This is a genomic window from Acetobacterium wieringae (genome assembly GCF_023700225.1).
GTDB classification, from domain to species: Bacteria; Bacillota; Clostridia; order Eubacteriales; family Eubacteriaceae; genus Acetobacterium; species Acetobacterium wieringae.
In genome coordinates this window covers 2,511,530-2,535,624 of the sequence record NZ_CP097897.1, presented here as the reverse complement: position 1 = coordinate 2,535,624, position 24,095 = coordinate 2,511,530, and the positions used below count along the sequence as shown (strand labels likewise).

The 24,095-nt window shown below is 45.1% G+C and carries 26 protein-coding genes and 1 riboswitch; of the genes, 13 read left to right on the top strand and 13 right to left on the bottom strand.

What is annotated here, in order from left to right:
• Positions 1–87: 87 nt before the first annotated feature.
• From CHL1_RS12310 to CHL1_RS12275, 8 genes are all read right to left on the bottom strand, one after another.
• The gene (locus CHL1_RS12310) at positions 88–1,128 is read right to left on the bottom strand and encodes an ABC transporter substrate-binding protein (protein ID WP_070372796.1); all 1,041 of its coding nucleotides are present in this window, start codon (positions 1,126–1,128) and stop codon (positions 88–90) included.
• A gap of 19 nt (positions 1,129–1,147) precedes the next feature.
• On the bottom strand, positions 1,148–1,927 hold the full coding sequence (locus tag CHL1_RS12305) for an ABC transporter permease (RefSeq protein ID WP_070372795.1): 780 nt from the start codon (positions 1,925–1,927) through the stop codon (positions 1,148–1,150).
• Positions 1,924–2,769, bottom strand: coding sequence for an ABC transporter permease (locus tag CHL1_RS12300; protein ID WP_148636246.1), 846 nt, complete (start codon positions 2,767–2,769; stop codon positions 1,924–1,926). The genes CHL1_RS12305 and CHL1_RS12300 overlap by 4 nt, the downstream gene beginning before the upstream one ends.
• Positions 2,756–3,820 carry an ABC transporter ATP-binding protein gene (locus CHL1_RS12295; protein ID WP_338078229.1) on the bottom strand — a complete coding sequence of 355 codons (1,065 nt, stop codon included), beginning with the start codon at positions 3,818–3,820 and terminating at the stop codon, positions 2,756–2,758. The genes CHL1_RS12300 and CHL1_RS12295 overlap by 14 nt, the downstream gene beginning before the upstream one ends.
• Positions 3,821–4,065: 245 nt before the next feature.
• The gene (locus CHL1_RS12290; protein WP_250933159.1) at positions 4,066–5,133 is read right to left on the bottom strand and encodes an HD-GYP domain-containing protein; all 1,068 of its coding nucleotides are present in this window, start codon (positions 5,131–5,133) and stop codon (positions 4,066–4,068) included.
• Positions 5,134–5,297: 164 nt separating this feature from the next.
• A complete protein-coding gene (locus CHL1_RS12285; protein ID WP_250933157.1) occupies positions 5,298–6,014 on the bottom strand; it encodes an ABC transporter ATP-binding protein in 717 nt (238 codons plus the stop codon).
• A complete protein-coding gene (locus CHL1_RS12280; RefSeq protein ID WP_250933155.1) occupies positions 5,998–6,717 on the bottom strand; it encodes an ABC transporter permease in 720 nt (239 codons plus the stop codon). Before CHL1_RS12280 ends, CHL1_RS12285 begins: the two co-directional genes overlap by 17 nt.
• 45 nt (positions 6,718–6,762) lie before the next feature.
• Positions 6,763–7,620 carry an ABC transporter substrate-binding protein gene (locus CHL1_RS12275; protein ID WP_250933154.1) on the bottom strand — a complete coding sequence of 286 codons (858 nt, stop codon included), beginning with the start codon at positions 7,618–7,620 and terminating at the stop codon, positions 6,763–6,765.
• Between the two features lie 104 nt (positions 7,621–7,724).
• A riboswitch (molybdenum cofactor riboswitch) is annotated at positions 7,725–7,841 on the bottom strand.
• A 328-nt stretch (positions 7,842–8,169) separates the two neighbouring features.
• On the opposite strand from CHL1_RS12275, the gene CHL1_RS12270 reads away from it, so the two are divergent.
• The 4 genes from CHL1_RS12270 to CHL1_RS12255 are packed head-to-tail and all read left to right on the top strand — an operon-like array spanning position 8,170 to position 11,277.
• A complete protein-coding gene (locus CHL1_RS12270) occupies positions 8,170–8,409 on the top strand; it encodes a (2Fe-2S) ferredoxin domain-containing protein (protein ID WP_148636251.1) in 240 nt (79 codons plus the stop codon).
• Complete coding sequence (locus CHL1_RS12265; RefSeq protein WP_250933152.1) at positions 8,410–8,838, top strand: 4Fe-4S binding protein; 429 nt, start codon at positions 8,410–8,412, stop codon at positions 8,836–8,838.
• Positions 8,783–10,114: a [Fe-Fe] hydrogenase large subunit C-terminal domain-containing protein gene (locus CHL1_RS12260; protein ID WP_250933150.1), complete on the top strand. Its 1,332-nt coding sequence runs from the start codon at positions 8,783–8,785 to the stop codon at positions 10,112–10,114. The genes CHL1_RS12265 and CHL1_RS12260 overlap by 56 nt, the downstream gene beginning before the upstream one ends.
• Positions 10,114–11,277 (top strand): SpoIIE family protein phosphatase, encoded by a 1,164-nt coding sequence (locus CHL1_RS12255; protein ID WP_070372786.1) that lies wholly within the window; start codon positions 10,114–10,116, stop codon positions 11,275–11,277. The genes CHL1_RS12260 and CHL1_RS12255 overlap by 1 nt, the downstream gene beginning before the upstream one ends.
• A 164-nt stretch (positions 11,278–11,441) precedes the next feature.
• Here the strand turns inward: CHL1_RS12255 and CHL1_RS12250 are convergent, their stop codons facing one another.
• Together CHL1_RS12250 and upp are read right to left on the bottom strand one after the other, a co-directional pair.
• Positions 11,442–12,782, bottom strand: a complete 1,341-nt coding sequence (locus tag CHL1_RS12250; protein WP_250933148.1) for an APC family permease — start codon at positions 12,780–12,782, stop codon at positions 11,442–11,444.
• An 82-nt stretch (positions 12,783–12,864) separates the two neighbouring features.
• Complete coding sequence (gene upp / locus CHL1_RS12245; protein WP_070372784.1) at positions 12,865–13,494, bottom strand: uracil phosphoribosyltransferase; 630 nt, start codon at positions 13,492–13,494, stop codon at positions 12,865–12,867.
• Between the two features lie 168 nt (positions 13,495–13,662).
• Between upp and grxC the strand changes: the two genes are divergently transcribed.
• Both grxC and CHL1_RS12235 read left to right on the top strand, forming a co-directional pair.
• Positions 13,663–13,911 carry a glutaredoxin 3 gene (grxC, locus tag CHL1_RS12240; RefSeq protein ID WP_148636254.1) on the top strand — a complete coding sequence of 83 codons (249 nt, stop codon included), beginning with the start codon at positions 13,663–13,665 and terminating at the stop codon, positions 13,909–13,911.
• 12 nt (positions 13,912–13,923) lie between these two features.
• Positions 13,924–14,145 carry a YdbC family protein gene (locus CHL1_RS12235; RefSeq protein WP_070372782.1) on the top strand — a complete coding sequence of 74 codons (222 nt, stop codon included), beginning with the start codon at positions 13,924–13,926 and terminating at the stop codon, positions 14,143–14,145.
• 56 nt (positions 14,146–14,201) lie between these two features.
• Here the strand turns inward: CHL1_RS12235 and CHL1_RS12230 are convergent, their stop codons facing one another.
• Together CHL1_RS12230 and CHL1_RS12225 are read right to left on the bottom strand one after the other, a co-directional pair.
• The gene (locus tag CHL1_RS12230; RefSeq protein ID WP_070372781.1) at positions 14,202–14,705 is read right to left on the bottom strand and encodes a MogA/MoaB family molybdenum cofactor biosynthesis protein; all 504 of its coding nucleotides are present in this window, start codon (positions 14,703–14,705) and stop codon (positions 14,202–14,204) included.
• Positions 14,706–14,714: 9 nt separating this feature from the next.
• On the bottom strand, positions 14,715–15,389 hold the full coding sequence (locus tag CHL1_RS12225; protein WP_070372780.1) for a HesA/MoeB/ThiF family protein: 675 nt from the start codon (positions 15,387–15,389) through the stop codon (positions 14,715–14,717).
• A gap of 157 nt (positions 15,390–15,546) precedes the next feature.
• On the opposite strand from CHL1_RS12225, the gene CHL1_RS12220 reads away from it, so the two are divergent.
• The 7 genes from CHL1_RS12220 to CHL1_RS12190 all read left to right on the top strand — a co-directional run bounded on the left by CHL1_RS12220 (position 15,547) and on the right by CHL1_RS12190 (position 22,378).
• Positions 15,547–16,767, top strand: a complete 1,221-nt coding sequence (locus tag CHL1_RS12220; RefSeq protein ID WP_250933145.1) for a molybdopterin molybdotransferase MoeA — start codon at positions 15,547–15,549, stop codon at positions 16,765–16,767.
• A gap of 43 nt (positions 16,768–16,810) precedes the next feature.
• On the top strand, positions 16,811–18,751 hold the full coding sequence (locus tag CHL1_RS12215; protein WP_250933143.1) for a molybdopterin biosynthesis protein: 1,941 nt from the start codon (positions 16,811–16,813) through the stop codon (positions 18,749–18,751).
• 26 nt (positions 18,752–18,777) lie between these two features.
• Positions 18,778–19,737 carry a GTP 3',8-cyclase MoaA gene (gene moaA, locus CHL1_RS12210; protein WP_148636258.1) on the top strand — a complete coding sequence of 320 codons (960 nt, stop codon included), beginning with the start codon at positions 18,778–18,780 and terminating at the stop codon, positions 19,735–19,737.
• A gap of 10 nt (positions 19,738–19,747) precedes the next feature.
• Positions 19,748–20,245: a cyclic pyranopterin monophosphate synthase MoaC gene (moaC, locus tag CHL1_RS12205; protein WP_139142412.1), complete on the top strand. Its 498-nt coding sequence runs from the start codon at positions 19,748–19,750 to the stop codon at positions 20,243–20,245.
• A gap of 20 nt (positions 20,246–20,265) precedes the next feature.
• A complete protein-coding gene (locus CHL1_RS12200; RefSeq protein ID WP_250933141.1) occupies positions 20,266–20,703 on the top strand; it encodes an MOSC domain-containing protein in 438 nt (145 codons plus the stop codon).
• A 222-nt stretch (positions 20,704–20,925) separates the two neighbouring features.
• Positions 20,926–21,114, top strand: coding sequence for a hypothetical protein (locus CHL1_RS12195; protein ID WP_148636259.1), 189 nt, complete (start codon positions 20,926–20,928; stop codon positions 21,112–21,114).
• Between the two features lie 22 nt (positions 21,115–21,136).
• A complete protein-coding gene (locus CHL1_RS12190; protein ID WP_070372774.1) occupies positions 21,137–22,378 on the top strand; it encodes a serine hydroxymethyltransferase in 1,242 nt (413 codons plus the stop codon).
• A 139-nt stretch (positions 22,379–22,517) separates the two neighbouring features.
• On the opposite strand, the gene CHL1_RS12185 is transcribed toward CHL1_RS12190, so the two are convergent.
• A complete protein-coding gene (locus CHL1_RS12185; RefSeq protein ID WP_250933140.1) occupies positions 22,518–23,810 on the bottom strand; it encodes an MFS transporter in 1,293 nt (430 codons plus the stop codon).
• Positions 23,811–24,095 lie beyond the last annotated feature (285 nt).

Here is a 24,095-nt window from a genome sequence, read left to right as displayed (position 1 = left end):
GGTGAAAACGTAATAACGTAATAACACAAGAAAAGAACAACCCTCCCGGAAAAATAATCTCCGGAAAGGTTGTTCTTTTGTTTTATATTATTTGGATACGTTTATCTCGGTCCAGGCCCGGTTGTAAATCTCCATCACATCATTGGGGAGATCTTTAAAGATTTCGCTGCGGGCCAGATCTTCTTTGCTGATGTTAAAACCGGCATTTTCAGACCAGCTGGCATCCAGTAGGGCCAGGGCCGGAGCGTTGGGTGAGGAGTAACCGACATATTCAATATTTTTGGCGGCAATTTCCGGAGTCAGCATAAAATTGATGAATTGTTCGGCTAATTCCGGGTTTTTGGCATTTTTGGGAATAACAAAATTATCGTAGAAGGCATTGGAACCTTCCTTGGGAACCGCAAAATCAAGACTGTCGGTCTCACTCATGATAATCGCCGCATCGCCGGAGTAAACCACTGCCATGGCCGCATCACCGCTGGCCATTAAGCTCTTGACATTATCGGTGACATAAGCCATCACCAGCGGTTTCTGGGCAATCAGGGCATCCCGGGCGGCATTGATATTGGCTTCACTGGTTTCATTCATGGAGAAACCCAATCGCTTCAGCGAGACGCCCATACTGTCGCGGATGCTGTCGTACATTAGAATTTTGGAAGCGTACTTGTCGTTCCAGAGCAGATTCCAGCTGTCCACCGGGTCGGTGACTTGCGCCGTGTTATAAACAATTCCCAGAACCCCGTAAAAATAAGGTACCGAGTATTGATTGCCGGGGTCAAAGGCCAGATTCTGGGCCGAAGCATCGATATTGGCCAGATTAGGGATATTGTCTTTTGTGATCGGTCGGAGCATTTCTTCCTGGATCAACCGTTCAATCATATAATCAGAAGGCACCAGGACATCGTAGGTGTCAGATGAGTTTTTGACCTTGACATACATGTCTTCATTGGAGGTAAAGGTTTCATAATTGACCCGGCAATTGTATTCTTCTTCAAACTGAGCGATCACCTCCGGATCCATATAGTCACCCCAGTTATAAACCGTCAGCTCGGCCCGATCATCAGACCCGCAGCCACCAGCCAGAAAGGGCAGACACAGTAAGACAAAAATTAATACGATTTTTTTCATTCTTTTCTCCTCATAAGCTTTATTGAATATTTTTAATCCCTTTTTCACTGCGGATGTTGATTAGGACTAACAAGACCATGATACATCCGAACATAATGGTTGACAAGGCATTGATTTTGGGGTTGATGCCAGCCTTGGCCATGGAGTAGATGGTGATGGACAGGTTACTGACCCCGTTGCCAGCCGTAAAAAAACTGATTACAAAATCATCAATGGATAGGGTAAAGGCAATCAGGGCGCCGGAGGTCACACCGGGTAGAATTTCCGGGAACAGTACCTTCCAGAAAGCCTGTCGAGGCGTTGCACCGAGATCCAGGGCGGCCTCGAAAATATTTTCCGGCAGCCGATTAAACCGGGGCAGCACCGCCAGGATCACATAGGGAATACAAAAGGTGATGTGGGCAATAATGATGGTGGTAAGGCCCATTTTCATGCCAATAAAAATAAACAGCGACATCAGGGTGATCCCCATGACAATATCCGGTACCAGCACCGGAATGTTATTGAGCAACAGGTAGGGGCGTTTCAGTTTAGAACGCATCCGATAAATGCCCAGAGCTGAGACTGTTCCCACAAGGGTGGAAACAGTGGTGGCTACTACGGCAATGATCAGGGTATAATATAAGGCCTGGAGGATGTAGCGATCCTGAAAAAGCATCACATACCATTTCAGGGTAAAGCCAGCCCAGGGCCCCATGATTTTTGAATCATTGAAGGAATAAATAATCAATACCAGAATCGGGGCGTATAAAAACAGCAGGATCAGACCAAAGGCCAGGTTTTTAAAGAACTTTCTCATAGCAGCTGCCCTCCAGTGTCAAGTTCTTTCCCGGTAATTAAACGGGCAATACCGAGAACCAGAAAGATGATTGTCATCAGAACCATTGATATTGCTGAGCCGAAGTTCCAGTTGTTCAGGGTTAAAAACTGCTGTTCAATGAGATTACCAATCAGCATGTATTTGCCGCCGCCCAAAAGGTTTGAAATGACAAAGGTGCTGACTGCTGGCATAAAGACCATCATACAGCCGGAAACAATTCCGGGCAGACTGAGCGGTACCTTGATTTTTAGAAACATCTGGAAATGGTTAGCCCCCAGATCGGTGGCGGCCCGCAATAAATCCGGGTCGATTTTTTTTAAGGACGTGTAAATGGGTAACAGCATGTAGGGAAAAAAGTTATAAACCATGCCTAGAATCACCGCTGATTGGGTGTACAGCAGACTGACATCCCGGAAGCCCAGCAGCCCGAAAAATTGGGAGATCAAACCGCTGCCGCTAAGCAGGACCATCCAGGCGTAGGTACGCAACAAAAAATTGACCCACATGGGAATGATCATCAACACAATCATCATATTTTGGCGATGGCCGGGTAGGGAAACGATCAGGTTACCCAGAGGATAGGCAATCAGAAAACAGATCAGGGTAGCAATGACGGCATATAAAAACGAGCGGTATAATAATTCCAGATACACTGGATCCATAAACTGCTGATAGTTTTCCAAAGTAAAGGTGTAGATCCCGGCCTTAAAATCCGGGTTGGATAAAAAGCTGAACCAGATCACCACCAACAGCGGAACCGCAATAAAAATCAGCATCCACAGACCATAGGGATAGGCGATGTATTCCTTAAATGATTTCATGGTCGTTGTCCTTTTTCATGATGTGAATATTATTGGGGTCAACCTGGATGCTAATTGGGTCTCCGGCGAAAAATTCCCGGGTGGTGTGAATCAGCCAGTTGATGCCCTGACAGGTCATGACAATTTCATAGTGCATCCCCAAAAAGGTCACCGTTTCAATGAAACCATCAAGAAAGCCAACGCCAGGGGGGAGAATTTCGATATCTTCCGGACGGATGACGGTGAGCACGGCTTCATTTTCCTCAAAGCCTTTATCGACACAGGGAATGGCCACTTCCTGAAGTTTAACCAGACAGTCTTTAAGCATTACTGCCTCGAGAATATTGCTTTCGCCAATAAAATCAGCGGCGAAGGCGTTTCGGGGTTCATTGTATATGTCCACCGGTGAGCCGATCTGCTGAATCCGGTCGCGGTTCATAATGATGATGGTATCGGACATGGTCATTGCTTCTTCCTGATCGTGGGTGACGTAAATAAAGGTGATCCCGGTTTTTTTCTGAAGATTTTTCAGCTCCAGTTGCATATTTTTGCGCAGCTTGAGATCCAGGGCTCCCAGGGGCTCGTCCAGCAGCAGCACCTGGGGATGATTGACCAGCGCCCGGGCAATGGCGACCCGTTGTTGCTCACCACCACTTAGGGAATTGACATCCCGTTGTTCATGGCCCTGAAGATTAACCATTCGCAGCATTTCTTGAACCAGCCGATCGATTTCGTCTTTGGATTTCTTTTGAATTTTTAGTCCAAAGGCAACGTTGTCATAGACATTTAAATGGGGGAACAGGGCATATTTCTGAAAAACCGTATTAATCGGCCGTTTATTGGCCGGGATATTGAGCAGGGTTCGTCCTTCAAAAAGAATGTCTCCAGAGTCCGGGGTTTCAAATCCCCCAATCATTCGCAGCAGGGTGGTTTTACCACAGCCGCTGGGGCCGAGGATGGTCAGAAATTCATTGGGGCGGATGGAAAAATTAATTTCATCAATGATGGTTTTATCCCCATAGTGTTTAACCAGGTTATTAACTTGTATAATCTTTTCGGTATTTTTTTTCAATTCATAAATCCTCCGTGGTATCGAAACCATCTATTTAAGCAAAAAAATCCCCAGGCTTTCCCCAGGGTTGATTAAGCGATTCATTGCTTATGGATAAGCACTATTACAATAATTTATTCTAACATGTAATCAAGCGGATAGCAATGAAATTAGAATTGGCAACCGGGATTTTTAAATGAAAAAAACAGAGTCATGCTCCGTTGCCAGAAACATGACTCTGTTGGTGTTGTGCAGTTTGGGTATAGCTATAGAATGCTGGTAATGGTAATATTCAGGAAGGCCCGGTTACTGAGATCGAGTTCGAAAGGGGTCACATCTTCGCCGTCTTTCTTAAAGATCCGAACCTTGGGTCGCATCGAAAAGTTCTCATAATTCTCAATGATAATTCCGGTTAGCCGGTTGCTCAGTTCCACGCAGGTGCCAATCGGATAGGGGGCAATCTTGCGGATAAAGACATCAACCAGATCCGGATCGAAAAGGGTATGAGAAGCACCCATAATGTATTCGATAACTTCCGAAGGGATAATGGCTTTACGGTAGGGGCGATCGGAGGTCATGGCATCGTAGACATCGGCAATGGCAATGATCCGTCCAAAGAGCGAAATTTTCTCTTCTTTTAAGTCGTTGGGATAACCGCCGCCGCCGAATTTTTCATGGTGATCGAGAATCCCGATTCGGGCGGACAAATTGATGTTTGATACTTTTTTGATATAATCATAACCCAGGGTGGAATGGTTTTGCATTTCACAGGATTCGTCATCAGAAAGAACTCCGGCTTTGCAGAGAATATCTTTCTTGACAAAAACCTTGCCGATATCGTGCAGAATAGCACCGATTCCCAGATCGCATAATTGTTCCCGGCGTAAGCCCAGGGCGGTTCCCAGAACGATGGAAAGGACGGCGACATTCACTGAATGGAAATAAGTATAATCATCAAAAACCTTCAAATCCACCATATTAATGACCATGTGGCTATTTTGAAGAATCTCATCAACAATGGATTCAATCTGTTTTTGCATATCATTAAAGGTATTCTTTTTTAAAGAACCTTTATTTTCGGTGGTAATAAAGACGTCTTTCACACATTTAACCGTTTCGGCGCGAACCCGGTCATTGATGATATTGATGATTTGAATGTCTTTGGTTAGATCGTCTTCAACATAGATGCCATTATAATTCAGTTTTTTTATTCGTTCGATATAATCTTCAGTCAGAACCGTATCTTTGGCAAGTATCAGCTCACCCCGTTCACCCCAAAGATTATTTCCTAACATCATTCCTTCACGCAGGCAAAATGTTGGTACATATCTCATGGTTTTCCTCCCAATATAATGACCTGTTATAAAGTCAGGACTAAGTAATAATTATACCTATAAGATCCCTGTTTTTGCAATCAAAATTTCATGTCAGCTCAGATAAAAAACAGGAATAAAAAAAAATTTAAGCTTAATATGCCTTTAGTTATGACAATAAAACCTTAAAATCGATTGAATGAGATAAATTCATCGATGGTTGGATGGGTGGAAGTCATGATTTTTTCCGGGGTGTCGGAAAACAGACAGGAGCCCTGATCGAGAAAAGTCAAGTGGGTACAGATCCGGAAGGCCTGGCTGAGATTATGGGTGATGATGATTATGGTCAAGCCCTGGTCTTGATTTCGTTTTTTAAGGGCGGTTTCAATGAGCTGGATACTTTTGGGATCAATATTGGCAGTTGGTTCGTCTAAAAAAAGTACCTGCGGCGAAAAAGACAGCGCCCGGGCCAATGCGGTTTTTTGGGATTCGCCACCGGAAAGACGGCGGGCATTCTGATTTTTGATTTCACTGATATCAAATTCTTCCAGCAGTTGCGACACCGTCTGATTGAGCCGGTCTTTTTCATAGTTGCGGATTTTTAACGGGTAGGCAATATTCTCATAGACAGATCGGGAAAAAAGCGTAGGGGTATGGGTGGAGTAGGTCATTTGGGAAAAAATATCCTGACATAAGGGATGATCATTGTAGCGTATCGTTCCAGAGGAAGGAGCGATCAGGCCCGCTATTATTTTCATCAAGGTGGTTTTTCCAGAACCGTTGGGCCCAATAATACCATGAATTTGGCCGGACTCAAAAAACAGCTCACCATATTGGCCATCCAGATGAAGCACTTTTTTTTGTTTATAGGTCTTAACAATATGGCTAGTCTTGATATTCATTCTGATCTCCCATGATAAAGTGATATAAAACAGAATTGGTGATAAACGAGATGGTCATCAGAATCAGACCCATGGCAATCGAAACACTGTATTGGCCCATGTTGTTATTCATGGCGATAAAGGTGGTCATCACCCGGGTGAAGCCCCGGATATTGCCGCCAACAATCATAACGGCACCAACTTCCGAAATGGCCCGACCAAAACCGGTTACCAGGGCAATCATAATGACCCCTTTTAGCTCCAGAACCAGCAATATCAGGATATTAAGTCCCTGGGCTCCCAATGTTTTACCGGTTTGCACCACCTCGTAGCCGCTGGTGCTGGCATGGTTAAAGACGATGCCCATAATAACCGGCGTCACCAGAATGGTTTGGGCAATGATCATGGCGGTAGGGGTGTACATCAGCTGAAACTGGCCGAAGGGTCCCGAACGGGCCAAAAAGAGGGCGGTAAACAAACCGATGATAACCGGTGGAAATGACATAAAGGTATACAGCAACCGGGAGACCACTTTTTTGCCTCGAAAATTATTGATTCCCAGAATGATGCCAAGGGGCACCCCAATCAAGGTTCCGTAAAGGGTCGATGAAAAAGAGACGAAAAGCGATAAGAGAACAATTTGAATGATTTCAGGGTCAAAGGAAAAAATCAGCCGAAAGGCTTCAACAAAACCATTGAGTATGTAGTCCATTGATTTCTCCATAATGAGATCCTGGAAGATGACATCTCCCAGGATCTCAATTGATTGTTATTTTTTAACAGCGTCCGGAACAAATAGTTGATCGCCATTGACTTTATAGGATGCGATCAGTTCCTGAGTTTCAGGAGATACGATCCAATCCACAAACGCCTGGGCACCTTCGGCATTGATCTGGTCATTAATACTTGGCGAGACGGCAATAACCCCATATGGGTTATTAAGCATTTCATCACCTTCGCAGACGATTTCCAGATTAGCCATGGTGTCTTTCATGTTGGCGTAAGTGGCCCGGTCTGCCAGAGTGTAGCCCAGTTTTTCATTGGTGACGGTCAGGGTTTCGCCCATCCCGGTGCCGGTTTTTATGTACCAGTCACCAGCTGGAGTAATATTGGCAGCTTTCCAGATTTCCAGTTCTTTGGTATTGGTGCCAGATTTATCATCCCGGGAGACAAAGGTTGCGGGCACGGCGGCAATGGCAGTAAAGGCTTTAACCGCATCATCAGCAGCTGTCGTTTTGACCTTGGCCGGGTCTTCTTTTGGTCCCAGCACCACAAAGTCATTATGCATAACGGCAAAACGTTCAACCCCATAACCGTCTTTGACAAATTGTTCCTCCTGGGTGATGGCATGTACTAAAAGGACATCAGCCTCACCAGCTTTCCCCATTTCCATGGCTTTACCGGTGCCCACGGCGACAACCTTGACGGCAATTCCGGTTTGGGCCTCAAAATCGGGCAGAATTTCTTCCAGCAAACCGCTGTCCTGGGTGCTGGTGGTGGTGGCCAGAATGATTTCTCCGTTGGAGCCGGGCTCTAAGTCTTTTTTTGCCGGAGTACAGCCCAGCGTACTGAGGGCAATGGTGCAAACAAACAAAACAATAACCAATAGTGACAATTTCTTTTTCATTTTCTTCCTCCTAAAATATTTTATCAAAAGAGCAGATACTCTAAAGACGACAATAAAGAGAAGTGAATCCAAAAAAAATAATCGATTGCTCAAAAAACAATCGAAAATTCTGCGTTAACCATCCTCTACACACTGGAAAGCATCGTCATTTCTAACGAGACTCTAACGATTGATAAACCATAGAAAACCGTAGGTTCATCAATTCGGATTGTTTGTTTTCACTATGAAACCGTATTTAATTGATTTTATTCTATCAAATCAGATAGTTTGAGTCAAGCCTGCAGTGGAATTTTGTCTTTGCGTTAGTAAATACCCAGGAACCGATCATTTATTCACAGCAACGGGAATGACCCTTAAAAAAAGCGCACAAAAGTGTTGCGTGTAGCGAAAAATTGATCAAAAACTGTACGTTTTTTTATCCTTATTTTGATCTCATTTTGTAAAATGTCTTTTACCATGACATTTTTGCCCAGCCGTTGACAGACAAAAAATCTGATGATACCATGAATCAATCAGATTGAGCTAGAAATTTTGATAAAGGAAAATGTGATGAAGACAATAAGAGTATGTGTTGGCAGTGCCTGTCATGTAAATGGATCGTATAAGGTGGTGAAAGCGATGAACCAGATCATTGATCAGCGGGGGCTGGGGGATGAGGTTGAATTGGTGGGATCGTTTTGTATGGGAAAATGCACCGAGGGTGTGGCTGTGGAATGTGATGAGATCATCTATGCTGTGTCTGTTGACAATGTGGAAGAAGTCTTCGAGAAAATTATGGGGGGAAAATAATTGAGTATTATCAATTTTTCAAAAAATAAATGCCGTAATTGTTATAAATGTATTCGGAATTGTCCGGTGAAAGCCATAAAGCTTAAGGATAAACATGCTCAGATTATTCAGTCCATGTGTATTGGCTGTGGTGTTTGTATTGCTACCTGTCCCCATAACGCCAAAGAAATTCATAGTGATGTCGATACCATCAAGCAATGGCTGAAAACCGAGCAGGTGGTGCTAAGCTTGTCAGCGGTATTCCCGACAGCTTATTATCTGGATCATCCCCGCCAGTATCTGGGAATTCTTCGGGAGCTGGGCTTCACGATTATCGAGGAGACCTCGATTGGTGCCGAAGTGGTGGCCAAGGCCTATGCCGATGAGTATCGCAGTGATAAGAAATTTATTATTTCGTCATCCTGTGCGGCAGATCAAAAACCTCATTGAGATTTACTATCCTCAGTATCTCTCATCGCTGAGTCGTCAGGTCTCACCGATGATTGCCCATGGCAAGATTCTTCGTGAAAAATATCCTAATGCCAAAATTGTCTATGCCGGCTCCTGCCTGGCTAAGAAAATGGAGGTACACGACAAGGATGTCCGGGGCATCATTGATGGGGTTTTAACCTTCGATGAAATTGACAGCTGGATTAAAAAAGAAAACATCATCCCCAATAAAATGCCGATGGAAGAATTTAATGCCATTGGTACCAATACCGGACGGCTTTATCCGATTACTGGCGGATTGGCTAAAAACAGTGTCGAAAATCTCGATGGCAGCCGGAAAATTTTGCGTATTGATGGAGTCAGGGACTGTATGGAGTTTCTTGATGAGATTCACCAGCTGGATAAAAAATACTGGATCGAAATGAACGCCTGTGAGGAGGGCTGTGTCAATGGCCCGGGTAATATTCACAGTCCGCTGTCTAAATATGAAAAGGTGGAGATGCTGCAGACCTATATTGATTTAAACAGTAAAAAGGAACCCTCCACCGATATTCCAGCGGTTGATACCAGGCGTTCATTTCATAAACGGCCCGTTCATCATTTGGGCGAGGTACCGACCGAAGAGCTGGAAAAAATCCTCAACCAGATGTCCAAATTTACGGAACGGGACGAACTGAATTGCGGAACCTGTGGTTATGAAACCTGTCGGGATAAGGCCCGGGCGGTTTATTGGAATATGGCGGAATTGGATATGTGTCTGCCACTGATCACCAGTAAGACCGAAGCCATTTCGAATTTGATTATCACCACCACCCCCAACGCCATTGCGGTGCTGGATAAAAAATTCCGGATCATCGAGTTTAATGCTGCGGCGGAACGCCTCTTTAATATGAAAAAGGAAGATGTGATGCGTTACAATTTTGTCGACGCTCTGGATTACAATCCCTTTAGAAAACTCAATCATGACCGGGGCAATACCTATACCGGCAAAGGTCACTACGAAAGAGAAAACCGCACCTTTATGGAAATCTTGACCTATATTCCCGAGCAGGAGCTGTATATGGGAATATTTATTGACATCACCCGCCAGGAAAAGCAGGAGCAGGACATGCAGAAAATTCAGGAAGAAACCCTGAAAATGGCCCAACGGGTTATCGACAAACAAATGCGGGTTGCCCACGAAATTGCTGGCTTACTGGGTGAAACCACGGCTGAAACCAAGGTGACCCTGACCAAGCTCCAGAAAGTGGTAACCAGTCGGGAGGTTGAAGTTTAATGGCGTTATTTATGGATATTGCCAGCGATAGTGTCAACAAGGTTCATGAAGAGCTTTGCGGCGATAATGTGGAAGTTCGGATCAATGATGAAAGTGTCATAGTGGTGCTGGCTGATGGCATGGGCAGCGGCGTCAAAGCCAATATTCTGGCAACCCTGACCTCTACCATTGCGGCCACCATGCTGGAAGAAAAAATGGGGATTATGGATGTGCTCGAAACCCTGGAAGCAACCCTACCTAAATGCAGCGTTCGCCATATGGCTTACTCGACCTTTACGATTGTGCAGGTATTTAGAAACCGGATGGCTTATATTCTGGAATTTGATAACCCGCCACTGGTGTTTATCCGGGATGGGGAGATTATCGAACTGGAACGAAAAGAAATTGAATTCCAGGGAAAATCGGTTTATGAAACCTCAATGGAAATCGAAAAAGGCGATATTATGGCCTTTTTCAGTGATGGTGTGATTCATGCCGGGATTGGCCATTTGTTAAACTTTGGTTGGCAATGGGAAGAAGCGGCGGATTACGTTCTGGCACGCTCCTATGAAAACAAAAAGGCCAAGGACATTTCGATGGCACTGGTGGATACTTGCTACAACCTTTATGGCGAAGAACCGGGAGATGATACCACGGTGGCCGTCATTAAGGTGGAAGAACGAAAATATATCACCATTTTTTCGGGGCCACCGCTGGATCAGGAGAAGGATGCCGAGATTAAACGGCTGCTGGAGCGGGCCCGGGGCAAAAAGATTGTCTGTGGCGGAACCGCTGCCAATATTGTGGCCCGGGAATTCGGCGAAGAGGTCAAGGTTGATTTTTCGACCATGTCGGATCGGGTGCCGCCGATCGCTACCATTAAAGGGATCGATCTGGTAACAGAGGGGGTATTGACCCTTCAGGAAACCTTGCGGATCTGTGAAGATTATATGAATAATCGTTGTGGTCGGGAAATATTTCAGGAAAAAAACGGCGCATCGATGCTGGCAAATATTTTAATGAATGAATGCACCACCATTGATTTAATCATGGGGAATTCGATTAATCCGGCCCATCAGAACCCGGACTTTCCGGAGGAACTGACGACAAAATGGCGGGTGACCCAAAAACTGATTGATATGCTGCGGAGCATCAATAAAGAAGTGAATATCATCTACGTTTGATCAGGACAAATCATGGCAGCATAAAAAACATCGTAATTTTATCAAAAAGAGAAGCGGAACACCCCGGTGAGGGTGTTCCGCTTCTAATATAATATGCTTTGAGGAGAAAAGCTATATTCTTTATTTACCCAAATTTTTTTAATTAACACAAATAATCAAAAAAATTATTTTTTTAGTTGTTTTTTTAAGACGGCAAAATGGTAATAGCTGTATCCAGCCCCAAAAACAATGGCGCAAATGGCAAAATAAAGGCCAAATAGCGGATTCTGAATGCCTCCGGAGAAAATGATCAACGAGCCAATGGCAGCCAGAAGAGGACAGATCAGGCCCCGGAACAGGCTTTTGATTTCTTTTTTTCGCCACAGTGAAAAAACTTTATAGTAGAGGCCCAGGTACAACAGATAGCTGGCGACAACGGCGATTTCGGAAATATCGGAATTCGGAAACAGCTTATATTTCTGAGCAAAATAATGAACCATCAACCAGAATCCAACAATGATTAGGGCAAAAAAAGCTGAATTGACCGGAAAATCAAAGTGAGACGAAATCTTCGTCATTGCTTTGGCTTTAGGGATCATTTGATCCAGACCCAAGGCATAAGGCATCCGGATCATTGCCATGACCAAGCCATTGAGGGTTCCCAGTACCGAGATGAACACAAAGAGCATCAGGATTTTGGCGCCACTGGGACCCAAAATCATATTGGCAGCATAGTCCAGATGGGCATCGCCACTGTTCATTATTTCGGTCGGCCCCACCAGATTTGAAATGCCCACAAAATAAATAATGTAAAGCACCAGAATAATCATCGGACTGATTACCAGGGCCAGGGGCAGATTTCGTTTGCTGTTTTTTATTTCATAGGCCACTGAAGTGGATATAATCCAGCCGTCAAATGAAAAGGCAATCGGGGCAATAGCCGCAATCCAACTGGTAGAGCCGATTTCAGAGATGGCTGTACTGGTGAAATGGTCTGCGGTACCGCCAAAGATCAGACCGGCAAAGCCGATGATAACCAGCGGAATCAGTTTGATGACCATGGCGGCACTTTGAAAATGACCGCCAATTTTGGCTGACAGAATATTGGTGGCATAAAGCACCAAAAAACAGCAGATCCCCACCAGAATCTGAACTTCCAGAGTCTGTTCGACATTAAAGAGAATGCAGAAATAAATGCCGGAAACCCAGGCCAGAATAGCGGTGATGGTGGGTAAATATATAAAGGTCTGGAACCAGCCATAGGCAGAACCCATGCTGGGGCTGATAAATTCCTTGGCGTAGGAAAGAACGCCGCCGGGACGATCGGTTCGGGCTGCCAGTTCAGCAATGGTTAAACAACCAAAGACAATGCTGATGGCTGCAATGACGAAGACCAGAATACCTAAAAACACATTGCCGCCGGTGGCGACCAGAATATTATCGCTTCGAAAAAATATACCAGAACCGATAACGACGCCAACAATCAGCGCGATGGCGGTAAATAAGTTGTATCGTGACTGTTGCATGGTAACCTCCAGGGTTTGGATTCCTGACAATTAGTAAAAGCCTTGGTGTGATTTCTTATTGCCTGAAAAATGATTTTAAAATTTACTTGGTACCGAAAAGGCGGTCACCGGCATCACCTAAACCAGGCACAATGTAAGCGTGGTCGTTTAAGTGATCATCGATGGCAGCGCAAAAAATCGGGATATCAGGATAAGCGGTGGTGACGGCTTTGATCCCTTCCGGGCAGGCCAGAATATGAACCACCTTGATATTGGGGCAGTTGGCTTCTTTTAATAGGCGAATGGTATGGATGACCGAAACCCCGGTGGCCAGCATCGGGTCGACAATTATGGCTTCTCGTTCGGCAATATCAGAAGGCAGTTTCTTGTAGTATTCCACCGCCTGGAGCGTTTCGGGATCACGGTACAGACCAATGTGACCGATTTTGGCCTTGGGGATGATGTTGGTAAAACCTTCCACCATGCCCAAACCTGCCCGTAGAATAGGGACAATGACCACATCTTTTTCGGCCAGTACTTTTTGGGTTGTTTTGCAGATGGGTGTTTCAATCTCGATTTCTTTAAGCGGAAAATTCTTGGTAACCTCCCAGGCCATCAGGCTGGATAGTTCTTTCACCAGTTCCCGAAACTCCCGGGACGGTGTTTCCATCTTTCTCAGGTGGGTCAATTTGTGCATGACAAGTGGATGATCCACGATCGTTACATTTTGCATGATAATCTCCTTTTATTGTTAATAGATTAATAATACGATAATTGACTGAATAATTCTACAATTATTTAAGAATTATTTGTTGACACTTGGGAAATAAGGGTTAAAATGAAATAATATGATAAAATTCAAGAGGAATAGAAATTTTTAAAAAGGAAGGTGACCTGAAAAATGAAAGAAATTAAATTATATACTTGGGCCCACTGTCCCTATTGTCGAGCCGCCAAACAACTTCTGGATGATAAGGGTTTGAAGTACACCGAAATTGATATTTACAATGATGCGCAGACCCGGCGCCAATTACAGGATCAGACCAATCATTATACGGTGCCTTTTGTCTTTATAGGGGAGACATTTGTTGGTGGTTTTTCAGAGCTTAAAGAAATTGAGTTTAGCGGTAAACTCGATGAATTATTATAAGGTGAGGTTAAGATGGCAGCAATAACATTCAAAGTTGTAGAAGAAATCGGTGTTCTCAGCGAGTTGCCCAGTGGTTGGCAGAAAGAGCTGAATTTGGTTAGCTGGAATGAACGGGACCCCAAGTATGATATCCGGGATTGGAATGCAGATCACGAAAAAATGCGTAAGGGCATCACGTTGACTGCTGATGAGCTGGTTCAATTGCGTGATATCTTAAACGGTATGGAACTTTAGGAAATAAACAGTAAAAAGCGTATCTCACAAGATGGGGAGATACGCTTTTTTTTAGGTTACTTGATGGGTTCGGCGCAATTGGCGGAGCCACTGCTCTGGAGCATCTCCAGGCCGTGATCCAGGGCTGGCAGAATGGCTTCAAGGTTTTCTTTGACGGCTTTGGGGCTGCCGGGGAGGTTGATGATCAGGGTTTGCTTGCGGATACCGGCGGCACTGCGGCTGAGCATTGCTTTGGGGGTGATCTGCAGGCTGTGATAACGCATCGCTTCGGGGATGCCGGGAGTCATCCGGTCACAGACGGCAATGGTGGCCTCCGGGGTCCAGTCCCGTCCGGAAAAGCCGGTGCCTCCGGTAGTCAGAATCAGATCCAGATGGTCTTCATCGGCCCAGGTTATCAGGGCAGCTTTAATGGTGTCCAGATCATCCGGAAGAATGATGGTTTTGACTACCTCATAAAGTTTGGTTTCGGCCAGCATCGTAGCAATCATCGGACCGCTTTTGTCTTCCCGTTGGCCCTTCGAGCCCAGATCACTTAAGGTCATTATTCCAGTTCGATACATGTTTTCCTCCTAAATATTAAATGTAAAAAAGTCATTGGCCAATAAATCGATATATAACAGTTTGTTTCGCAAAATTTCTTCTTTGCCGGTTAGGACTTTCAAGGCTTCAGATACCTGTAGCGATGCTGCCAGAGCCGGAGTAAAGGATGGGTTGCCCAGAGCCTTGGAGTCGTATTCTTTTTCACCGACATAGAGTCGGGACAGGGTATCATCTTCCGGAAAAACGGTGGTGATCTGGGCAAACCAGCCGCCGATGGCACCGTGGATCAGGGGGATGTTCTTTTCCTTACACAAGGTCTGGAGGGTCAGCCGGGCTGGTACATTATCCAGAGCATCCATCACCAGATCGGCATCGCCAATCAAGGAAAAACCGTTTTCCTCGTCGAGAAAATCGTGATAATAGGTGGTCGTCACTTCTTTATTGATCAACTTGACCCGGGCTGCTGCCGCTTTAGCTTTGGGGGTGCCAATATTTTTCTCGGTTGAGAAAATCTGGCGGTTCTGGTTGGAATCTTCAAAGACATCACCATCAATCAAAATCAGTGAACCGATCCCGACTCGGGCCAGCATCTCAATGATATAGCCCCCCAAACCGCCACAGCCGACGATACAAATTGTGGCATGTTGAATGCGCTCAAAGTCCTGTTCGGAAAAAGCTGGAAAATTGCGTTCATAACGTGACATTGCGCCACCTCCTTAAGTCCAATAAAAACTATTCATTTTAGTATAACAATTTTTAACGAAAAATTAAAGTCTTGAATTGATATTGTTTTTTCTGACAATAATCGTTAGAATAGAAAGCAGACACCGAATGAAAAAAATGGTCGGTAAGGAGAAAAAAATGGAGTTATTAAAAGTAAAAACCATTGATGAGATGAAAAAAATTATCAATGAGTCATTTATAGATATCGCGCTAGAGAATGAAACCATTGATTTAAGCCATGGATTAGGGCGGATACTGGCGGCTGATCTTGTATCGACTATCGATGTTCCGCACTTTGATCGATCCGTGGTTGATGGGTATGCGGTGAAACTAACCGACGTTCAAGGAGCGTCCCAGGCCATACCGGGCTTTTTAAGAATCGCCGGAGAAGTCCAGATGGGCAAAGAAACCGCCGAGCGCCTTAACCAGGGTGAAACCTTCTATGTTCCAACTGGGGGGATGGTACCAGCCGGTACTGAAGCCATGATTATGATTGAGTATACTGAAAAACTGGGAGAAAAAGACCTGGCCATTTACACCAATGCCGGTGCTAATGAAAACATGATGCAAATTGGTGATGACATCAGAAAGGGGGAACTGGTTTTTTCCCGGGGCCATCAGTTAAGACCTCAGGACATCGGCGTTTTATCAGCTTTGGGTTATTTGCAGATCGAGGTTTTTAAGCGTCCCCGGATCAGCATTATTTCCACTGGTGATGAAATCATTCGGCCTGGTGAAACACCTAAACCTGGGGAAGTGATTGACATTAACACCCCGGCGCTGGCAGCGGTGGCAACACGTTTGGGCGCCGAGGTCATCTCAACCGCCTACGCCAGAGATGACCGCGAGGAGATTCGCTTAGCCGTGCAAAAGGGCATCGAAAACGGCGAGATGGTGATCCTTTCTGGTGGAAGTTCGATGGGCGAAAAGGATTATACCGTTCAGGTCATTGATGGACTGGGGCAGGTGCTGCTCCATGGTCTGGCAGTTAAACCGGGAAAACCGACGATTTTGGGAACCGTTTCGCAAAAACCGGTAATCGGTTTACCGGGCCAGCCAGCCGCTATTATGGTGATGATGATCGTACTACAGGAATTTATGCGCTTGTATTATGGACAGGATAGTGTAAACGATCTGACCGTCCAGGGGGTGCTTACGGAAAATGTTCATGCTGCCCCGGGCCGACGAACTTTCCAGACCGTGGCCATAAAAAAGACTGAAAATGGCATCGAAGTCCGGCCTACTCACGGTAAATCGGGAATGATTACGCTGTTAGCGTATTCTGACGGTTATATTGAAATTACCGAAAACGAAGAAGGAAAAAATACTGGCGATCAGGTTTTGGTAACCCTGTTTTAAAAAGCTCGTAGACTGACTACTTAGATCTGAACTGGAGGGAATAATGAATACTGAAAATACCGGAAAAAAAGACGAACGGAATTTATATTTAAAAAATGAAGATCTCAATCTGGCAGTGTCCAAGTATCTGGCCTTATTATCCTTTGCCGAAGCGCATCAAAAAGGCCGTGTTCTACCCGTCATCGAAGCCCAGGGCTGGGTGACGAAAGAGCCAGTTTTTGCGAAAATTTCATCGCCCTATTATAATGCCTCGGCCATGGATGGCATCTGCGTGGAAGCCATGACGATGGTCGGCGTGGATGAACGTCATCCCCGGACGTTGATAAAAGGAAACGATTTTAATTTTGTCGATACTGGAGATGTAATTGCTGATCCCTACAATGCGGTGGTGATGATTGAGGATGTGATCATAAAAAGTGATAATGAAGTCAGCATCAACAATCCGGTTTCGTTGTGGCAGAATGTCCGGCCAATTGGTGAAGATATCGTTGCCGGAGAGTTGATTATCCCGGCTTTTCACCGGGTTCGCCCAATCGATCTGGGGGCCCTGCTGGCTGGCGGCATTACGGAGATTGAAGTGATGGACAAACCCCGGGTGGGGATTATTCCCACCGGTACCGAACTGGTGGAAGCCGGGGAAGCGATGGCGGTAGGAAAAATAATTGATTCCAATACCCATATGTTTGCGGGGCTGGTCAAAGAATATGGCGGCAAAGCCCGACGTTACCCGACAGTACAGGATGACTACGAGGTGATCAAAAAGGCGATCATTAAAGCTGTTGATGAAAATGATGTGGTGCTGATTTCCGCTGGTTCCTCAGCCGGAACCGAAGACTACACCCGCAAGCTGATTGCAGAACTGGGTGAAGTAGTGGTTCACGGCGTCGCCATTAAACCGGGAAAACCCGTGGTTTTGGGAATGATTCAGGGAAAACCGGTGATCGGGATTCCCGGCTATCCGGTCTCTGCCTATTTTGTCTTTGAAAGCTTTGTTAAACCGGTAATTCTGGCCTTTAACCATCAGATCCTGACGGAGGGAGTCACCATCAAAGCAGTGCTTTCAAAACGTCTGATGTCATCGCTTAAGTATCTGGAGTTTGTCCGGATGAAATGTGGTCGGGTCAATCAGCGCTTTGTGGCTACGCCGCTGGATCGGGGCGCAGGGGTGACCATGTCATTGGTTAATGCTGACGGTATTTTGAAGATTCCCAAAAATGTCGAAGGGTATGAAGCCGGGGAAGAGGTCGAGCTGATTCTGATGCGGCCCCGGGAAGAAATTGAAAATACCCTGGTTTCGATTGGCAGTCACGATGTATTGATGGATATCGTTGCCAATATCATTCATCAAAACAAAGAACTGGTAAACTTGTCTTCGGCCCATGTGGGTAGTCTGGGTGGGATTATGGCAATCAAAAAAGGCGAGTGTCATATTGCCCCGATCCATTTGCTGGATGAACAAACCGGGATATATAATCTCTGCTATTTAAAGCGTTATCTGGCTGACGAGGGGGTCGTGTTGATTAAAGGGGTTAAACGAACCCAGGGGATGATTATACCCAAAGGCAATCCCAAAAATATTCAGGGAATTACCGACCTGATCCGACCAGATATCAGTTTCGTTAATCGGCAGCGGGGCTCAGGTACCCGGGTATTGTTGGATTACTTATTAAAACAAAAGCAGCTCGATGCCAATCAGATTTTGGGCTATAGCCGGGAAATGAACACCCATATGATGGTGGCTTCGGCGGTTGCGTCCGGTTCCTGCGATGTCGGGATCGGGGTTTTATCGGCCGCCAATATGATGGATCTGGATTTTATCCCGATTGGTGATGAAGCCTATGATTTTGTTATTTTAAAAGAAAATCTGGACGATCCCCGGGTGCAGATATTTATCAAGGTACTTAAATCAGAACAATTTAAAGAAGCACTAAAACGGCTGGGGGGATATGAACTGGAGCAGCCGGGAGAAATCGTTAAACCCTAGACATCAGGGGAGAAAGCAGGAAACAGATGAAGGATCATTATGGAAGAAAAATAAATTACATGCGTATTTCCATCACCGATTTATGCAATTTAAGATGTGTTTACTGCATGCCGGAGGAGGGAATTGAGAAACATCCGCATCAGAAGAATTTGTCCTTTGAAGAAATTCTGGATCTGATTAAAGCTGGGGTGTCCCTGGGGGTTAATAAGATTCGCTTAACTGGCGGAGAACCGCTGGTGCGCCATGGGATTGTTGATTTGGTCAGAAGAATTGGCGAGATTCCCGGGATTGAGGATCTCACTATGACCACCAATGGGATTCTCTTGCCGAAATACGCCAAAGATTTAAAAGCGGCAGGCTTAAACCGGGTGAATATCAGTCTGGACACCTTTGATCCGGTCAAATTTCATGAGATTACCCGGTGGGGGCACCTGGAAGATGTTTTTGCCGGGATTGCCGCCGCCAAGGCAGCGGGAATGCATCCCATTAAAATCAACACGGTGCTGATCAAGGGGTTTAATGATGATGAAATTGAAAGCTTTGTCAATTATACTCGGGACGAAGCTGTTTATGTGCGGTTTATTGAACTGATGCCGCTGGGTGAATCCAGCGGTTTTGCAGAAAATAAATACCTGTCCAATGATGAGGTGCTAAAGCGCGTGCCAGCGTTAACACCACTACTGATCCCGGACAAAACCGGACCGGCAGAGTATTACCAGCTGCCTGGAGCCAAGGGGAGAGTCGGTCTGATTAATCCCATCAGTAAGCATTTTTGCAGCGAATGTAACCGGATTAGGGTGACCACCGATGGTAAAATCAAACCCTGCCTCCATTCAGACTTCGAAATTGACCTGGTGGCGCTGCATCAAGCCGGAATGACCTATAAAGAAATTCTCCTACAGGCGATTAATAAAAAACCGGAAAAGCATCATATTAATGAACATGAAAAGCAGTTACTAAGAAATATGAACGAAATTGGAGGATGATATGGACGAAATGGATAAAGAGATCGTCGAGTTCACTCATTTTAATGAGGCGGGCCGCAGCAAAATGGTGGATGTCAGCGAGAAAAAAAGCTCCGAAAGAATGGCCGTTGCCAGAGGAGCCATCAGTATGAAAAAAGCGACTCTTAAAAAAATCATCGACGGCCAGATGAAAAAAGGCGATGTTCTGGGAGTGGCTCAGGTTGCTGGAATTATGGGTGTTAAACGAACGGCTGATCTGATCCCGATGTGTCATAATATATTTATTTCCGGCAGTGACATTAATTTTCAAATTGATGAGGCAAATTCCCGAATTCTAATCGAAGCCGTGGTTAAAAACACCGGTCAGACCGGGGTGGAAATGGAAGCCCTAACAGCGGTTTCAGTGGCTGCCCTGACCATTTATGACATGTGCAAAGCAGTCGACAAAGAAATGACCATTGAAGCGATTTATCTGGCTAAAAAAACCGGTGGCAAATCCGGTGAGTTTATAAATCCCAACCATCAATAAAATTTAATAGGAGAAAAAACATGAGTGGAAAAGTAATAGCAATTAATATTAGCGAAACAAAAGGTGTCATGAAAAAACCGATTCCGGTCGGGAATTTTATAAAGGATTTTGGACTGGAGGGTGATGCCCACGCCGGAAAATGGCATCGTCAGGTCAGTTTGTTGGGACAGGAGAGTATTGATAAGATGATCGCCATGGGCGCAGCGGGACTATGTGCCGGTAATTTTGCTGAAAACATCACGACTGAAGGCATCTGCGTCTATGAACTGCCGGTGGGAACAAAGCTAAGAATCGGCGAAACCCTGCAGGAAGTGACCCAGATTGGCAAAGAATGCCATGCCGGATGTGAAATCGCCCAACAGGTCGGCGATTGCGTAATGCCAAGAGAAGGTATCTTTACCATTATCCTCGAAGGTGGCGTTATCAAAGCAGGGGATACCATTGAAGTGGTAGAATAGTCAGAAAAACATCTGCACATATAGTGTTAGCTTTTGGAATCACGGTTAAGACTTTCGGGATTGGCCACGATTGCTAAGCGGTCCTTATTTCCCGAACCATAAAACAAATCACAAAAAATGATGGAATGTGTATTGCATTATCAGAATTTAATGTTACAATAGTAAATGTTATTGCCGTACAACTGTCTTTCATAGAAAGACAGCGGCCTAATGGAGGACGATATGAATCAATTTATAAATAGTATGGCCGGTGTGGCCTGGAGTATCATCCCGATATTACTGATCTTTTTTTTGATGTCAGGCATCATGTTTGTATTTTATTTCAAAGTGAAAATTGAAGAAATATCGATCTATTTAAAAAGTATTGCGGCTTCCCTTGAAAGGCTTTCAAATCGGCGAAATGACTATTAGAAAGAGTTTTATGGAGGAAATTATGTATTTTGAAAAAGTAAAAGTTGCTGATCCTGAGATTTATGAACTCATGAAAAAGGAATTGCATCGACAGCAAAGTCATTTAGAGCTGATCGCCTCTGAGAACTTTGTGTCAGACGCAGTGATGTTAGCCATGGGGAGTCATTTAACCAATAAATACGCCGAAGGTACGCCGGGACACCGTTTCTACGGTGGCTGTGTTCATGTGGATACCATTGAACAGATCGCTATTGATCGGGCCAAGGCCTTATTTGGTGCCGAACACGCCAACGTCCAACCTCATTCCGGAGCCCAGGCCAATACCGCGGTTTACATGGGAGTTCTGCAACCGGGTGATACGGTTCTGGGGATGCGCCTGGATCAGGGCGGTCATTTAACCCATGGTAGTCCGGCCAATCTTTCTGGAATATATTACAATTTCATTTCTTATGGGGTGAATCAGGAAACCGAAACCATCGATTATGATGAGATCGAGAAGCTGATCAACGAACACCAGCCCAAATTGGTAGTAGTTGGCGCCAGCTCATACCCTCGCGCCATCGACTTTGAACGGATTTCAAAGCTGACCAAGGCCGCTGGGTGTTATCTGATGGTGGATATGGCTCACATTGCCGGTCTGGTGGCGGCTGGACAACATCAAAGTCCGGTGCCTTATGCCGATTTTGTTACCACCACTACCCATAAAACCTTGCGGGGTCCTCGTGGGGGGATTATCCTCTGCAAAAAAGAATATGCCAAGCTGATCGATAAGGGTGTCTTTCCCGGTACCCAGGGCGGTCCCCTGGAGCATATGATCGCCGCTAAGGCCATTGCTTTCAAAGAGGCCGCAACACCTGAGTTTAAGGCCTATCAGGAACAGGTGGTCAAGAATGCCAAAGTATTGGCGGCGGCGCTGGAAAAACGGGGCTTTCGAATCGTTTCCGGTGGCACCGACAATCACCTGATGCTGTTAGACGTCAGCAAGGTCGGCCTGACCGGGAAAGAGGCCGATGAAACCTTGGGAAAAGTCAACATCACTGCCAATAAAAACGCCATTCCTTATGATAAGGAAAGTCCTTTTGTGACCAGCGGCATCCGGGTCGGAACACCTGCCGTAACCACCCGGGGATTGGTGGAAGCGGACATGGAAGTGGTTGCCGATGCCATTGAAGCGGCACTGATTAAAAAAGACATGGAACTGGCCCTGGAAAAGGTCGCCTTTTTAACTGAAAAATATCCCTTATATCCCGACTTGATGGATTAAAAATTTTAATAGCAGAGCGTCTGACCAATATTGTTTGGTCAGGCGCTTTTTTTGATTCGAAATAATTTAAAAAGACAGAAAACTTTTTAGGAAAAGAAAAAGCTCCAACCGGAATGATATCCAGTTGGAGCCTGATTTTTTAGGAGACGGGTGTCGTTTCAGGTTTTAAATCCGATGATGCAGATTCCATGTTTTTTAAATCATTGGTGCGTTTTACCAGCAACAGCGAGGAGCCAATTCCGAGGATCGCACAAATAATCAGTAAGATAAAAATCTGGTTGAAGCCAGTGGCAATATCGCCAGCCGCTTTGGCATCATCCAACCACTTACCGCAAATCAGGCCGTAGAAGACATCCGGGATAAAAGCGATAAATGAGATAATACCTGTAGCCATTCCGGTCATTCCAACGGGGATACCAGCCTGATCCATAATTGACCAGTAAGTGGATTTCATGATGTTTGCGATAAAAGCGATCACCAGGGTCAGGATAATGCTGATGGCGATCACCTTGGCAGAGAAGAGCAGAGCAACCAAGGCAGCGGCGATGGCGCCAAAAGCGATCATAAAGCCTTTGCCTTTGTAAGTGAACTTATCCATGAAAAAGCCGCCGATTACCCCGGCTAACAAGACAATGATGTAACTGCGGACGATGCCGATAGCGCTGGCTGTTGTTGTTGAGATGTTAAGCACCTGCACCGTATAGGTCGTCATGTAGGCATTTCCAATGGCCCAGGTAAGATAGGCAAACATAATCACCAGGATCGTAATCCAGACGCCTTTGTTTTTCAGGACATCGATAACGCTGTATTTCGTTTCGTTAACGACCGCCTGCGATTCGTGTTTGATATCTGTTTTGGGAAGAAAGAACAAAGCCAGAACAAAAAACAGGGCACAAACACCAGCGCCAAATATAAAAAGAACCTTCATGCCAGCAGCGGGGGTAGCGGCCAAACCGACAATCGCCAGAAAGGCGAATCCCATCAGGGTTTGAATAACACCCCGCAAGGCTTCACTGCCACCGAACATTTTACTCTGATTGTCTTCGTTGGCCAAATTTCTGATCCCCTTGAGATAGGCTGACCACAGGGTGGCAATACCGAAAAATCCGTAAAGAAAATGAATAATCAGCAGCGCCGTAAAGTTAGTGGTCATCGCAAAGGCGAAAGTTAGCACAGCATAAGCCGCCAGGGTGGTGGAAATCATTGAGCGCATTGAGAAACGATCAGCCATCCAACCGCCGATCGGATAGCAGAAGGTATAGGTTAAATTCAGTGCCGAGGCCAGAACACCAATTTGCGTATTGCTAAGCTGATACGCAGCAGCAAATTGATCGTAAAAGGTAAAGCGTAAAAAGGGTAATTGATAGGCAAGAGCAACCGTAGCACTGAGTATTAAAAATACCATTGCATTCTTAAATCCAAAATTTTTCATTTCATCCTCCTGAAACATAATTGCGAAATACATGTCTAATGCAATGGAGTATAACACGATAAATGTAAACGGTCAACAATTATTTTTAAGAAAGGAAAACAACCAAATATCTTAATAAAATGCCAGAAAATTGAGGTGTTTCAGAAATATTTATGCTAAATCCTTATAATGTAGATCACCAGGAAGTCTGGTTTCGATTACAAAATAAGTATTGACAACAATTTGGGAGCCGTGCTATAGTTTAATTGCGAAATACATGTATTTATTAAAAAAATCGGAGGTTAT